We start from the raw sequence: 14,221 nt of genomic DNA, 5'->3' as shown, positions 1-14,221 counted from the left end.
AAATGTTAAAAATACAAGAAATTCGTGAATTGATAAAACTTGTTGACCAATCAAGTATTGAAGAATTCATCTTTGAACATGAAGGTTCAAAAATACAAATGAAAAAAAGCAGTACTGAAACGATTGCTGTTTCCCAGCCTGTTGCACAGACTGTTGCGAAAGAAGCACCTAAACCAGTAGCAGCAGAACCGGTTCCGGTTGTGCAGGCCGAAGCAAAAGCAGCAGAACCGAAAGAGGAAACGAAGCAAGAAACTGCCGCTGATATAGCTAATTTACATAAAATCACATCACCTATGGTTGGTACTTTTTATCAAGCACCATCTCCAGATGCTGAACCATTTGTCAAAAAAGGGTCTGTCGTAACGAAAGATACGGTTGTTTGCATTATCGAAGCAATGAAACTGTTTAATGAAATTGAAGCAGAGGTAAATGGTGAAATAGTTGATATTCTTGTGGAAGACGGACAACTTGTTGAATACGGTCAGCCTTTATTCTTGGTAAAGACTGAGTAAGGAGAGCATATATATGATAAAGAAATTATTGATTGCCAATAGAGGAGAGATTGCCGTCCGCATTATCAGAGCTTGCCGCGAAATGGGAATTGAATCGGTTGCCGTCTATTCTGAAGCAGACAGGGATTCTCTGCATGTACAGCTTGCCGATGAAGCATATTGCATTGGTCCGACTGCTTCCAAGGACAGCTATTTGAACTTTACAAATATTATCAGTGTTGCCAAGCTGACTGGATGTGATGCCATTCATCCAGGTTATGGCTTTCTTGCTGAAAATGCTGATTTTGCTGAGCTTTGCAGGGAAGTAAATATTACGTTTGTCGGACCGAGCCCGGAAGCGATAACAAAAATGGGTACGAAGGATATTGCCCGAGAAACGATGAGGGAAGCCGGAGTCCCTATTGTCCCGGGATCACAAGGAATTATTAAAAGTCCTGAAGAAGGAGTCGAGTTGGCGAAAAAAATCGGCTTTCCAGTTATCATTAAGGCAACCGCAGGCGGAGGAGGAAAAGGGATCCGTGTAGCTAGGACCGAGCAGGAATTGATTAAAGGGATTAATATCACCCAACAAGAAGCCTTAACAGCTTTTGGCAATCCGGGCGTATATATTGAAAAATATATTGAAGACTTTCGCCATGTTGAGATTCAAATTCTTGCCGATTCATACGGAAACGTCATTCACCTCGGAGAAAGAGATTGTTCCATTCAACGGCGTCTGCAAAAACTGTTAGAAGAAACGCCGTCACCGGCTCTTGATGGTGAAATCCGTGAAGAAATGGGCACCGCTGCAGTAAAAGCTGCGAAAGCGGTTGATTATACAGGCGCAGGCACGGTAGAATTTATATATGATTACCGCAATCGAAAGTTTTATTTCATGGAAATGAATACGCGCATTCAGGTTGAACATCCTGTTACGGAAATGGTGACGGGTGTTGATTTGATTAAAGAACAAATAAAAATTGCTTCAGGTGAAAGGCTAAATGTAAGACAGGAAGATGTAACCTTTAATGGCTGGGCTATTGAATGCCGCATAAATGCTGAAAATCCTGAGAAAAATTTCATGCCTTCTCCTGGAAAGATTAATATGTATTTACCTCCTGGAGGACTTGGCGTGCGCATCGATTCAGCGGCTTATCCGGGTTATACAATACCGCCTTATTATGATTCCATGATTGCGAAAGTGATCACATATGGAAGTACGCGTGAGGAAGCAATTGACAGGATGAAAAGAGCATTGAGCGAATTTGTGATCGACGGGATTCATACAACAATTCCATTCCATTTAAAGCTGCTCAACCATAAAAAATTTGTGGAAGGCCAATTCAATACAAAGTTTCTTGAAATGTATGATGTCATGAAATCAGACGATTAATCGGAGGTGCCATAATTGAGCGAGAATCAAATTCTTGAGATGAATCAAGAAAATACTGGTTTAGGGAAAGTAGAAATTGCCCCTGAAGTTATTGAAGTAATCGCAGGAATTGCCGCATCTGAAGTAGAAGGAGTTTCACAAATGCGCGGCAATTTTGCCACTGGCGTTGTTGAACGTCTTGGAAAGAAGAACCATGGTAAAGGGGTTAAAGTGGAATTAACAGAGGAAGGCATTAAGGTAGATGTGTATTGCATTATGAAGTTCGGTGTCTCCATTCCAGCTGTTGCCCAAAAAATCCAGGATAATATTCGCCAGGCTCTTTTGAATATGACTGCCCTTGAAGCACAAGAAGTGAACATTCATGTTGTCGGAATTCAATTCGAAAACCAAAAGCCTGAAAGCGATTACGAACAAGAAATATAAATATAGTAAAAACCAAAGGCATTTTATGTCTTTGGTTTTTCTTATTTTTCTCTAGAATTAAATAGATTATATAAATATTTGCTTGCAAAAGCAAAAATAATATTTGGAACGAATGCAGAGCGCTTTTACTTATGCTATTATCTTGTTATGAAAAATGGACAAACTAGCTTAAAAGGAGCATAACAGAATGAAAAGACGCACAGCCAGAGAAAAAGCATTGCAGGCATTGTTTCAAATTGATGTAAGTAAAGCGGAGCCTGCAGCTGCAATTGAACATGTATTGGAAAATGGCCAGGGGGATGAATATTTAACCCGATTGGTAAACGGAACCGTTCAAAACCGTGATAAAATAGATGAAACAATTAAAAAACATCTCGAAAAATGGACACTTGAACGGCTGGCAAATGTAGACCGGAATTTGTTACGGATGGCAGTATTTGAATTAATCTATTGCCGTGATGAGGTTCCGGCAAATGTTGTACTTGATGAGGCAATTGAAATTGCGAAAATATATGGAGATGAACAGTCCAGCAGATTTATTAACGGTGTTCTTTCAAAAGTGAAAGATAGTTTATAACCAGCAAACGAATTATATATTAAATAAGCGGAGGAAAGATCATGGCGGCTCAAATTATTAACGGAAAAGAAATATCAAAGAAAATAAGAAGCGAAATTGCAAAAGAGGTTGACGAGTTAAAGAAACTCAATGTGATACCAGGTTTGGCAGTCATTCTTGTCGGAAACAACCAAGCATCAAGGACATATGTGAAAAGCAAGCAAAAGGCTTGCCAAGAGCTTGGGATGCATTCTTTGTTATTTGAGTATCCTGAAACAATTGAAGAATCTGAACTGTTAAATAAGATCGAAGAATTAAATCATGACGATACCATTCATGGAATTCTCGTTCAGTTGCCTCTTCCTGAGCACATAAATGAGGTTAAAGTGATAGAGGCTATTTCGCCTGATAAAGATGTAGATGGTTTTCATCCTATAAATATTGGACGGATGATGACAGGACAGGATGCCTTTTTGCCTTGTACACCATATGGGATCATGGTTTTACTTAAGGAAATGGGGATTGACGCAGCTGGGAAAAATGTCGTTGTGATCGGGCGGAGCAATATTGTAGGCAAGCCTTCGGGCCAATTGTTTTTAAATGAAAACGCAACTGTTACTTACTGTCATTCAAAAACGAAAGATTTAAAAGCACACACAAAAAAGGCTGATATTTTAGTATCTGCGGTCGGAAAAGCAAATTTTATTACAGCGGATTTTATTAAAGAAGGAGCCGTTGTAATTGATGTAGGCATCAATCGGAACGAAGACGGAAAACTTTGCGGAGATGTTGCCTTTGAGGAGGCAAAGGAAATTGCCGGTTATATAACCCCTGTACCTGGAGGGGTTGGACCGATGACGATTACGATGCTCATGTATAATACTTTAAAAGCTGCGAAAAAATTTCAACCTGCGTTGCAAAAAACAAAATAATGGTTGATGAAATAAGTCCCTCTCTATTTATGTTTCATCCTTTCTGCCCTTGCACTAGGTGACGGATTGGAAATATGAAATTATAATAGAAAGGGACAGTTTTTTTATTTGTTATTTGAAGGAGCTTTCTATGAAAGAAACGCGTTACTTAACGGTGAATGCTTTAACAAAATATATAAAAAGAAAATTTGATGCAGATCCTCATTTGCAGGATGTTCTTGTAAAAGGGGAAATATCAAATTTTAAACAACATTCGAGCGGTCATATGTATTTTACATTAAAAGATGAAAAGGCACGAATTCTGGCTGTTATGTTTACCAGTCATAATCGTTTTATGAAATTCATTCCGGAAAATGGAATGAAAGTATTAATTAGAGGAGATATAACCGTTTACGAACCGAGCGGCCAATACCAGATTTACGTGAAAGACATGCAGCCCGATGGGATTGGTGAATTGTACCTTGCATTTGAACAGCTGAAGGAAAAACTAGAAAAAGAGGGACTGTTTTCCCCTGAAGTGAAAAAAGCGATACCAAAATATCCGAAAATGGTTGGCGTCATAACTTCACCAACGGGAGCCGCTATCAGGGATATTTTAACAACAATTAAAAGGCGGTATCCAATTGCAAAAATTCTCATTATTCCTGCACTAGTACAGGGGGAGCAGGCAGGTCGGTCCATTTCAAAGGCGATCGAATTGGCAAATAAAACAGCTGGCATTGATGTCTTAATTGTCGGAAGGGGCGGCGGATCAATCGAAGAGTTGTGGGCGTTTAATGAAGAGATCGTAGCAAGAGCGATATTTGCCTCTAAGATTCCAATTATTTCAGCTGTCGGACATGAGACAGATTATACGATCGCTGATTTTGTTGCCGATCTTCGTGCTCCGACTCCGACGGCTGCTGCTGAGCTTGCTGTACCGCATATTGATGAACTAATGGAAAGGATTTTGAACAGAAAAACCAGATTATTAAGAGCAATGAAAGAAAAAATTGGGATTCATAAACAGCACTTAACACGAATACAAAAATCGTATGCGTTCAAATATCCACAAAAACTATATCAGCAGAAGCTTGAACAGCTCGATAGGCTGACAGAACAGCTCATCAAAGGAGCCCGGAATCTCTTTAGCTTAAAAGCCGAGCAGCAAGACCAACTGTTAAAACGTCTTGAACGAAATCATCCGTACCAATTAATGCAACTCGCGGCAGAGAATCATCAAAGGTTAAGCCGATCACTAAACAGGGCAATGACGGGAATTTTAACAGAAAAGCAGAAAGACTTTCAATCGATTTTGTCGACATTAGAAGCATTAAGCCCGCTAAAAATAATGGAGCGCGGATACAGTTTAGCTTACACGGATGACGGAAACCTAATAAAAAGCGCTACACAGATCGAAAATGGTGATTCTATTCAAGTCAGGTTATTTGATGGACAGTTACATTGCAAAGTGACAGGAAAGAAAGTGAGTGAAAATAATGTCGGAAAATCATTTAACATTTGAAGAAGCCATGGAAAAGCTTGAAAGTATTGTTGAGCGGCTCGAAGAGGGAGATGTCCCGCTGGAAGAAGCTATTTCCATTTATAAACAAGGAATGGAACTTTCAAAGCTTTGCCATGATAAACTGAAAAACGTCGAAGAGCAGTTAACGCAAATCTTAACAGAAGATGGGCAAACTGAAAACTTCTCTATCCAAGAGGAGGAATAATTTTGACTGTAAAACTGAATGCTTTTGCAAAAGAACATAAGGAGATGCTTGAAAACTTTTTGCGTTCATCGATTGAACGGCTCGAAGCTCCATCCATTATTAAGGAATCAATGCTATACTCGTTAGAGGCAGGCGGAAAACGGATCCGCCCGTTATTATTGTTTGCCACGCTGCATGCATTTGGCAAAGACAGCAAAAAGGGGCTGCATACTGCGGCAGCTATCGAAATGATCCATACGTACTCGCTTATTCATGACGATTTGCCCAGCATGGATAATGATGATTTTCGCCGCGGAAAACCTACAAATCATAAAGTATTTGGAGAAGCATTTGCGGTCTTAGCCGGTGATGCACTTCTAACATACAGTTTTCAATTAATCTGTGAAACTCCGGAAGAATATGCTGCAGCTGATATTAAGCTGAAACTTATTAGAGAGCTTTCAAAAGCCGCAGGAGCAGAAGGAATGGTCGGTGGCCAAGTTGCCGATATTGAGGGAGAAGGAAAACAGCTTCATTTAACCCAGCTAGAGTATATTCATCATCATAAAACAGGAAAGCTATTGGCATATAGTGTTTTAGCAGGTGCAATTCTTGCCCGCGCAAATGTTGAACAAATAAAAGTTTTGTCACAGTTTGCTTTCCACTTAGGGCTTGCCTTTCAAATCCGCGACGATATTCTTGATCTAGAAGGGCAGGAGGAATTAATCGGTAAACCTGTCGGAAGCGATACAAATAATCATAAAAGCACATATCCTTCAATTCTATCGATGGAGGGGGCAAAAGAAGCGCTTACAGAACATATTGGTAAAGCGATGGCTTATTTGAAAAGCTTAGGTCTTTCCACCTCGCTGCTTGAAGAAATCACCGAACTGGTTGCTAAAAGAGACCATTAAATGATCACCATTTGATGACATAAATCGTTTATGGTATAATAAAATAAAATACTTTGTCCATTGCCGTTATCACGTTTGTGTTAGCGGCTATTTTTTCAATAAATACCAAATGAAGCAAGGGAAATCCTTGCTTTTCTTAAGGAAATCAAGAATGACTAATGACAGTGATAATAAGACATGAAAGTGAGTGATCCGTGAATGGATCTATTGTCAATTAAAGACCCTTCCTTTTTAAAGGAGCTCTCAAATAAAGAATTGGAAGCGCTTAGTCATGAAATCAGGCAATTTTTAATTGAAAAATTGTCTGTAACCGGAGGCCATATTGGACCAAATCTTGGAGTAGTAGAATTAACTATTGCTTTGCATAAATGCTTTGACAGTCCAAAAGATAAAATTATCTGGGACGTCGGGCATCAATCATATGTTCATAAAATTTTGACCGGCCGTGCCAGTCAGTTCGATACCCTCAGGCAATATAAGGGACTATGCGGATTTCCAAAAAGAAATGAAAGCGTGCATGACATCTGGGAAACGGGACATAGCTCAACATCTCTGTCAGCGGCTATGGGAATGGCTATTGCCAGAGATCTTAAAAAGGAAAAATCGTATATCGTTCCTGTCATAGGCGATGGAGCATTGACTGGCGGAATGGCTTTGGAAGCATTAAACCACATTGGTCATGAAAAAAAAGACATCATTGTTATTTTGAATGATAATGAAATGTCGATTGCTCCAAATGTAGGGGCCTTACACAATGTTTTAGGAAGACTTCGAACTGCGGGCAAATACCATTGGGTAAAAGATGAACTGGAAATGCTATTAAAGAAAATTCCTGCCGTTGGAGGCAAGCTTGCTTCCACTGCAGAAAGAATAAAAGACAGCTTAAAATATTTGCTTGTTTCTGGAATCTTTTTTGAAGAACTCGGTTTTACATATTTTGGACCGGTAGACGGACACAGCTTTGAAGATTTATTTGAAAACTTGAACTATGCGAAGAAAACGGAAGGACCAGTCTTGCTTCACGTCATCACGAAAAAAGGAAAAGGTTACCGTCCTGCTGAGAATGATAGATCCGGGACATGGCATGGGACAGGTCCTTATAAAATTGAAACAGGAGACTTTTTAAAACCTGTTAATACTCCGCCTGCCTGGAGCGAGCTGGTTAGTGAAACCGTCCGAAAAATAGCTCGGAATGATGAACGGGTTGTCGCAATCACTCCTGCTATGCCTGTAGGTTCTAAATTAGAAGGATTTGCCAGCGAATTTCCGGACCGTATGTATGATGTTGGGATTGCAGAGCAGCATGCGGCAACGGTTGCCGCAGGCTTGGCTGTGGAAAATATGAAGCCATTTTTGGCGATTTATTCAACCTTTTTGCAAAGAGCATATGACCAGGTTGTTCATGATATATGCCGCCAGAACTTAAATGTCTTTATTGGCATTGACCGGGCAGGGTTGGTCGGAGCGGATGGTGAAACACACCAAGGAGTATTTGATATTGCATTCTTAAGGCATTTGCCGAATATTGTAATTATGATGCCTAAGGATGAAAATGAAGGCCAGCATATGGTGAATACTGCTTTAAAATATGATGATGGCCCGATCGCTATGCGTTTTCCGCGCGGGAACGGGATCGGCGTTCCAATGGATGAAAAACTGCGTACGATTCCGATTGGAACATGGGAAGTTTTACGAGAAGGCAATGATGCCGCTATTTTAACTTTTGGGACAACGATTCCAATGGCAATGGAAGCTGCAGTATTAATGGAAAAGAAAGGAATTTCCGTAAGGGTGGTTAATGCTCGATTTATAAAACCGCTTGATGAAGAAATGCTCCATGCCATTTTAAATGATAACATTCCGATTATTACGGTTGAAGAAGCTGTATTGCAGGGCGGATTCGGAAGCGCCGTTCTTGAATTTGCCCATGACCATGGATATCATGATGCAAAAATTGACCGGATGGGTATTCCTGATCGATTTATTGAACATGGCAGTGTAAATAAGCTTCTAGAAGAAATTGGATTGACAACTGAAAATCTCGTCTTAAGATTGCAAACAATGGTTAGAAAGAAACAAAAAAGGGCTCAATGAAAAATGAAAAGTAAAAAAGAACGATTAGACGTATTATTAGTTGAAAGAGGGCTTGTTGAAACAAGAGAAAAAGCGAAAAGAGCGATCATGGCCGGTCTTGTCTACAGCAATGAAACTCGCCTTGAAAAACCAGGTGAAAAAGTAAGTGCTGATATTCCTCTTGTTGTAAAGGGAAATGTTCTTCCTTATGTGAGCAGAGGAGGATTAAAGCTCGAAAAAGCATTAAAAGAATTTAACATAGATGTTCGTGGGAAGGTTATGCTCGATATTGGTGCTTCTACAGGAGGATTTACCGATTGCGCACTGCAAAACGGGGTTAAATTATCTTATGCATTAGATGTCGGCTATAACCAGCTTGCCTGGAAACTCCGCCAAGATGAGCGGGTAATCGTGATGGAGCGCACGAACTTCCGGTATGTGACCCCTGCAGCTCTAGAAGGTGAAATGCCTGATTTTGCAACAATTGATGTGTCTTTTATTTCATTGAAACTGATTTTACCTGTGCTGAAGACCCTTCTTGTTCCAAACAGTGATGTTGTAGCCTTAGTAAAGCCTCAGTTTGAGGCCGGCAAAGAGCAAGTAGGAAAGAAAGGAATTGTTCGCGATCCAAAAGTACATGATAGTGTGTTAACGCAAATCATTGATTTTTCTCTCGGCCTTGGTTTTCATGTTAAAAATCTCTCTTTTTCCCCGATAACGGGGGGAGATGGGAATATCGAATTTTTGCTTCATTTGTATTGGGAAGGCGACAAGGATCGCGGTGAAAACTTTTTAACTGTTGCTCCTGCCCAAGTTGTACAACAGGCACATCAAGAATTAAAATTGAAAAAAACAATCGAGGAATAAGCACATCGCTTATTCCTTTTTTTAAAGCTTTTTTTGCAAAATTGTTGCTGTTGAAAATTTAGGAACGTTTGTTCTATAATGAAAAAGGAAATCTTTAGGATTACTATTTTTTCGAGAATGGACGCATAAAAGAAATGTACAAGAGTTAGGAATTCGGCTAACATAATAGTAACTATATACAAAAATTGTCGATGTTTGATCCTTACTAGAGGTGATTTTGAAATGACTAAAGGACAACGCCATATAAAAATAAGAGAAATAATTGCAAATCATGACATAGAGACTCAAGATGAGCTAGTAGACCAATTGAAAAAGGCAGGTTTTAACGTCACCCAGGCAACAGTATCCCGGGACATAAAAGAGCTTCACTTAGTAAAAGTTCCTTTAATGGATGGAAGATATAAATACAGTCTGCCTGCTGACCAAAGATTTAATCCATTGCAGAAATTAAAAAGGGCTTTAATGGATGCATTCGTGAAAATTGACTCAGCAGGACATCTTCTTGTTATGAAAACTCTTCCGGGAAATGCTATGGCAATCGGAGCATTAATCGACAACCTTGATTGGGAAGATATTTTAGGAACGATTTGCGGTGACGATACGATTTTAATTATTTGCAGAACACCTGAAGATACAGAAATCGTTTCAAATCGATTTCTTGAAATGCTCTAATACGAGGTGACGATTGTTGTTAAGCGAACTATCCATTCGAAATTTTGCAATTATAGACGCCCTTTCTATTTCTTTTGAAAAGGGTTTAACCGTTTTAACGGGAGAGACGGGGGCAGGTAAATCGATTATCATCGATGCCATTCATTTGTTAATTGGCGGAAGAGGGTCATCTGAATTTGTCCGCCACGGGGAAGATAAAGCAGAAATTGAAGGTCTATTTTTGTTGGATGATGAAAGCCATCCGTGCTATGAAAAAGCAAGAGAATTCGGCATTGAAATTGAAGAAGGCATGATCGTTTTAAAACGGGACATTTCGAAGCAGGGAAAAAGTGTATGCCGAATAAACGGGAAATTGGTCACGATTTCTGTGTTGCGGGAAGTTGGAAGCACCTTAGTTGATATTCATGGCCAGCATGAACATCAGGAATTAATGGACGAAACTATGCATTTGCCTTTGCTGGATCAATTTGGAGCAGAGGAAATTTCCAAAGCGGTTGAGGAATATCAGGAAGTTTACCGGGCTTATGAGAAAACAATGAAAAAACTGAAAAGCCTGAATGAAAATGAACAGCAAATGGCTCACCGTCTTGACTTAATTCAATTTCAGTTAGAGGAAATTCAGTCTGCCCAACTCAAACTGAATGAAGATGAAGAGCTTTACGAAGAAAAACGAAAACTCAGCAATTTTGAACGAATATATGAAGCACTGCAATTAGGCTATTCAGCACTTCAAGGAGAACAAAAAGGTTTGGATTGGCTCGGCCTAGTGATGAGCAATCTTGAAGATGCTGCTGAATTGAATCCTGCTTACAAGGACCTATTTGAAACAGTTTCCAACAGTTATTATGCGCTTGAAGATGTTTCCCATACACTTAGAAATGAACTTGATTTGCTTGAATTTGATCCTCAGCGTTTAAATGAAATTGAAGACAGGCTCAATGAAATCAATGCGTTAAAACGGAAATACGGAAAAACAATCGAAGAAATACTTGAATATGCAGCAACAATTGAAGAAGAAGTTGAAACACTGCAAAACAAAGAAACACATATCGGGCAATTGGAAAAAGAACTTGCTTCTTTAAAAAAAGATTTATTGATTGAAGCAAAGAATTTAACAGAACTGAGAAAGAAATATGCAAAAAAATTGACGAAACTGATCCATCAGGAATTAAAAGATCTGTACATGGCCAAAACAGTATTTGAAGTAAAAATTGAATCAGATGAAAATAATTTTACGAAAAATGGAATCGATAAAGCGGAATTTTATATTTCCACAAACCCCGGAGAACCGCTAAAGCCATTGTCAAAAGTCGCGTCAGGGGGAGAGCTTTCGAGAATTATGCTGGCGTTAAAGAGCATATTCTCGAAACACCAGGGTGTTACATCGATCATTTTTGACGAAGTGGATACAGGTGTCAGCGGAAGAGTTGCCCAAGCAATAGCTGAAAAAATATACAAAGTTTCTATTGGCTCTCAAGTGCTTTGCATTTCCCATCTGCCGCAAGTAGCCGCAATGGCCGATACTCATTTGTTCATTTCGAAAGTAACAAAGGCCGGAAGAACGATCACTTCGGTCACTCCTTTATCTGATGTTGAAAAAATAAAAGAAATCGGCAGAATGATATCTGGTGTTGAAATTACGGATTTAACGAAAAAACATGCAGAGGAATTATTACTGCTTGCCAACCAAATAAAAACAGCAACTTGAAAAGCTATCCATTACCGGGTAGCTTTTTTATGTTCCAGGTAGTTATAAATGAGTTGTAAGCAGGCAAAATTAATGATGTAGCCATTTAGATGTGTGTGAACTAGAAGCGAGGAGAGTGAACGTATTGAAATATGAATTGCTTAAAAAAATAATTGGTGGAATTCTCCTTGTTTCATTAGTAGCCATCGGTTTTTCAAAGCCGATTCAAGAATATGTAAATATACCGCAAAAAATAACTCTTTTTGAGGGGCAGCAATTCAGTCTCCATAAGGCTGTTAATGTTTCAGCTGGTTTGTCTGCTGATAATAAAAGTATTGCACTTAAACAAAACCGGCATTCGGTTTCTCTTCAGGCAAAAAGTTATGGGAAAAACGAAATGATTTTAGAACTTGCCGGTTTACCCATTAAAAAGGTCGATGTAGATGTATTAAAGGATTTTAAAGTAATACCTGGAGGACAATCAATCGGTATTAAACTTAATACTGTTGGGGTTTTAGTGGTAGGACACCATCAGATTGATACAGAGAAAGGAAAAGTTTCCCCTGGTGAAATCGCAGGCATTAAAGTCGGGGATATTATTACAGAAATTAATGGCAAACGAATTAAAAAAATGGAAGACGTTGCGCCGATTGTCCAAAAAACTGGCAATGAAGGAAAGCCTTTAGATATTGTTATTAATCGAGAAAATGAAAAAATGAAAACAAAGCTGCAGCCCATGAAAGATAAAAAAGAACATATTTATAAGCTGGGACTTTATATCCGTGATTCAGCTGCAGGGATCGGGACAATGACTTTTTATGATCCAAATTCAAAAAAATATGGTGCATTAGGTCATGTCATTTCTGATATGGATACAAAAAAACCAATTGTTGTAGAGGATGGACAAATTGTTCGTTCGACAGTCACTTCAATTGAAAAAGGGAGTAACGGAAATCCAGGAGAAAAGCTGGCAAGGTTTTCAACTGACCGTGAAATTATCGGAAATATTAACAGAAACAGTCCGTTTGGGATTTTTGGAAAATTAAATCGAGAATTAAAAAATGGTGTAATGGATAAGCCTCTTCCAATCGCCTTATCACATCAAGTGAAAGAGGGGCCTGCGCAAATTTTAACGGTTGTTAATGAGGATGAAGTTTCCCTCTTCGATATTGAAATCGTTAGTACAATTCCGCAAAAATTTCCGGCAACAAAAGGGATGGTCATAAAAGTAACAGATCCAAAACTTCTTCAAAAAACGGGAGGAATTGTTCAAGGAATGAGCGGAAGCCCGATTATTCAAAACGGCAAACTTGTGGGAGCAGTTACTCATGTCTTTGTAAATGATCCGACTTCCGGTTATGGAGTTCATATAGAATGGATGTTAAATGAAGCAGGAATCAATATATATGAACAACCTCGAGAAAAAGTGTCATAAACGTGTAAATGCAAAAATAGGCGGAATTCCGCCTATTTTTGTTAGTTAATGATGTGGTAAAATGTAAATAAAGATTTTTCGACAAAAGTAAAAATAAAAAAATGTCAAATAGCGAAATACGTCGAAAATAAAAGAAATTTAAAGAAAAGATAAGTTTTAGGACCTTTTTTCAGAAAAAATAAAAAAACTAGAGGAATTTTTGTTGCGTTGTCGAATTTGTCATTTAGAATAAAAAACAAGATAAGATAGAAAAAGAGACCATTAATGGATCGGGGAGGAAACAAAAATTGAGAAAAATAAAAGTCTGTGTCGTGGATGACAATAGAGAACTTGTAGGTTTGCTTGAAGAATATATATCTTCGCAGGATGATATGGAAGTAGTCGGTGTGGCACATAACGGACAGGAATGTTTGGATTTGCTTGAAGAAGTTGATCCTGATGTACTTGTTTTAGATATTATCATGCCTCATTTAGACGGGCTGGCTGTGCTTGAAAGACTTCGCACATTGAAAAAGAATCCGCTTCCAAATGTAATCATGCTGACTGCCTTTGGACAGGAAGATGTAACGAAAAAAGCAGTTGATCTTGGAGCATCTTATTTCATATTAAAACCGTTTGATATGGAAAATCTCGCAAACCACATTCGCCAAGTGAATGGAAATTCAAACACACTAATCCGCAAATCTTCTGCACCAAGCCTTCGCCCGCAAACTGAACAAAAACCAAAAAACTTGGAAGCAAGTATCACAAGCATCATACACGAAATTGGCGTTCCTGCGCACATTAAGGGATATTTATATTTGCGGGAAGCCATCTCCATGGTTTTTAATGATATTGAACTTCTCGGCTCAATTACAAAAGTGCTTTATCCGGATATCGCTAAAAAATACAATACAACAGCAAGCCGTGTTGAAAGAGCAATCCGTCATGCGATCGAAGTAGCGTGGAGCCGTGGCAATATTGATTCCATTTCATCTCTCTTCGGCTATACAGTAAGCATGTCTAAAGCAAAACCTACGAACTCTGAATTCATTGCGATGGTAGCTGACAAATTAAGGCTTGAACATAGAGCATCTTGAAAGGAATAGTT

14 protein-coding genes are annotated in these 14,221 nt (G+C 38.9%); all 14 read left to right on the top strand.

Features of this window, described 5'->3' with window-relative positions:
- Positions 1 to 2 precede the first annotated feature (2 nt).
- The 14 genes from accB (at position 3) to spo0A (ending at position 14,210) form a co-directional block, all read left to right on the top strand.
- On the top strand, positions 3 to 512 hold the full coding sequence (gene accB, locus BMMGA3_RS10990) for an acetyl-CoA carboxylase biotin carboxyl carrier protein (RefSeq protein ID WP_004435569.1): 510 nt from the start codon (positions 3 to 5) through the stop codon (positions 510 to 512).
- A gap of 13 nt (positions 513 to 525) precedes the next feature.
- Entirely contained in the window at positions 526 to 1,884 is a 1,359-nt protein-coding gene (gene accC / locus BMMGA3_RS10985) for an acetyl-CoA carboxylase biotin carboxylase subunit (RefSeq protein ID WP_004435567.1), read from the top strand.
- A 15-nt stretch (positions 1,885 to 1,899) separates the two neighbouring features.
- Positions 1,900 to 2,307: an Asp23/Gls24 family envelope stress response protein gene (locus BMMGA3_RS10980; protein ID WP_004435565.1), complete on the top strand. Its 408-nt coding sequence runs from the start codon at positions 1,900 to 1,902 to the stop codon at positions 2,305 to 2,307.
- A gap of 187 nt (positions 2,308 to 2,494) precedes the next feature.
- Positions 2,495 to 2,884 (top strand): transcription antitermination factor NusB, encoded by a 390-nt coding sequence (gene nusB, locus BMMGA3_RS10975; protein ID WP_004435563.1) that lies wholly within the window; start codon positions 2,495 to 2,497, stop codon positions 2,882 to 2,884.
- 41 nt (positions 2,885 to 2,925) lie between these two features.
- Positions 2,926 to 3,795, top strand: a complete 870-nt coding sequence (gene folD, locus BMMGA3_RS10970; RefSeq protein ID WP_004435562.1) for a bifunctional methylenetetrahydrofolate dehydrogenase/methenyltetrahydrofolate cyclohydrolase FolD — start codon at positions 2,926 to 2,928, stop codon at positions 3,793 to 3,795.
- A 130-nt stretch (positions 3,796 to 3,925) separates the two neighbouring features.
- Positions 3,926 to 5,299 (top strand): exodeoxyribonuclease VII large subunit, encoded by a 1,374-nt coding sequence (xseA, locus tag BMMGA3_RS10965; RefSeq protein ID WP_004435560.1) that lies wholly within the window; start codon positions 3,926 to 3,928, stop codon positions 5,297 to 5,299.
- Positions 5,274 to 5,504: an exodeoxyribonuclease VII small subunit gene (locus BMMGA3_RS10960; protein ID WP_034669383.1), complete on the top strand. Its 231-nt coding sequence runs from the start codon at positions 5,274 to 5,276 to the stop codon at positions 5,502 to 5,504. Before xseA ends, BMMGA3_RS10960 begins: the two co-directional genes overlap by 26 nt.
- A gap of 2 nt (positions 5,505 to 5,506) precedes the next feature.
- Positions 5,507 to 6,397: a polyprenyl synthetase family protein gene (locus BMMGA3_RS10955; protein WP_004435557.1), complete on the top strand. Its 891-nt coding sequence runs from the start codon at positions 5,507 to 5,509 to the stop codon at positions 6,395 to 6,397.
- A gap of 198 nt (positions 6,398 to 6,595) precedes the next feature.
- Positions 6,596 to 8,491 carry a 1-deoxy-D-xylulose-5-phosphate synthase gene (gene dxs / locus BMMGA3_RS10950; protein WP_004435556.1) on the top strand — a complete coding sequence of 632 codons (1,896 nt, stop codon included), beginning with the start codon at positions 6,596 to 6,598 and terminating at the stop codon, positions 8,489 to 8,491.
- A 3-nt stretch (positions 8,492 to 8,494) separates the two neighbouring features.
- Complete coding sequence (locus tag BMMGA3_RS10945) at positions 8,495 to 9,337, top strand: TlyA family RNA methyltransferase (RefSeq protein WP_004435555.1); 843 nt, start codon at positions 8,495 to 8,497, stop codon at positions 9,335 to 9,337.
- 222 nt (positions 9,338 to 9,559) lie between these two features.
- The gene (gene ahrC, locus BMMGA3_RS10940) at positions 9,560 to 10,009 is read left to right on the top strand and encodes a transcriptional regulator AhrC/ArgR (RefSeq protein WP_004435554.1); all 450 of its coding nucleotides are present in this window, start codon (positions 9,560 to 9,562) and stop codon (positions 10,007 to 10,009) included.
- A gap of 16 nt (positions 10,010 to 10,025) precedes the next feature.
- Complete coding sequence (gene recN / locus BMMGA3_RS10935) at positions 10,026 to 11,717, top strand: DNA repair protein RecN (protein ID WP_004435553.1); 1,692 nt, start codon at positions 10,026 to 10,028, stop codon at positions 11,715 to 11,717.
- A 115-nt stretch (positions 11,718 to 11,832) separates the two neighbouring features.
- Positions 11,833 to 13,131 carry a SpoIVB peptidase gene (gene spoIVB, locus BMMGA3_RS10930; RefSeq protein ID WP_004435552.1) on the top strand — a complete coding sequence of 433 codons (1,299 nt, stop codon included), beginning with the start codon at positions 11,833 to 11,835 and terminating at the stop codon, positions 13,129 to 13,131.
- 287 nt (positions 13,132 to 13,418) lie between these two features.
- A complete protein-coding gene (gene spo0A, locus BMMGA3_RS10925; RefSeq protein WP_004435551.1) occupies positions 13,419 to 14,210 on the top strand; it encodes a sporulation transcription factor Spo0A in 792 nt (263 codons plus the stop codon).
- Positions 14,211 to 14,221 lie beyond the last annotated feature (11 nt).

Origin of the sequence: Bacillus methanolicus MGA3 (assembly GCF_000724485.1) — a bacterium.
In the GTDB taxonomy this organism is placed as follows: Bacteria; Bacillota; Bacilli; order Bacillales; family Cytobacillaceae; genus Bacillus_Z; species Bacillus_Z methanolicus_A.
This window is presented reverse-complemented; position numbering and strand designations above follow the sequence as displayed.

Excerpts from the sequence above, each read along its gene's own strand:
- accB (WP_004435569.1), top strand. The coding sequence starts at position 3 with ATGTTAAAAATACAAGAAATTCGTGAATTGATAAAACTTGTTGACCAA.
- accC (WP_004435567.1), top strand. The coding sequence starts at position 526 with ATGATAAAGAAATTATTGATTGCCAATAGAGGAGAGATTGCCGTCCGC.
- nusB (WP_004435563.1), top strand. The coding sequence starts at position 2,495 with ATGAAAAGACGCACAGCCAGAGAAAAAGCATTGCAGGCATTGTTTCAA.
- folD (WP_004435562.1), top strand. The coding sequence starts at position 2,926 with ATGGCGGCTCAAATTATTAACGGAAAAGAAATATCAAAGAAAATAAGA.
- xseA (WP_004435560.1), top strand. The coding sequence starts at position 3,926 with ATGAAAGAAACGCGTTACTTAACGGTGAATGCTTTAACAAAATATATA.
- BMMGA3_RS10960 (WP_034669383.1), top strand. The coding sequence starts at position 5,274 with ATGTCGGAAAATCATTTAACATTTGAAGAAGCCATGGAAAAGCTTGAA.
- dxs (WP_004435556.1), top strand. The coding sequence starts at position 6,596 with ATGGATCTATTGTCAATTAAAGACCCTTCCTTTTTAAAGGAGCTCTCA.
- BMMGA3_RS10945 (WP_004435555.1), top strand. The coding sequence starts at position 8,495 with ATGAAAAGTAAAAAAGAACGATTAGACGTATTATTAGTTGAAAGAGGG.
- ahrC (WP_004435554.1), top strand. The coding sequence starts at position 9,560 with ATGACTAAAGGACAACGCCATATAAAAATAAGAGAAATAATTGCAAAT.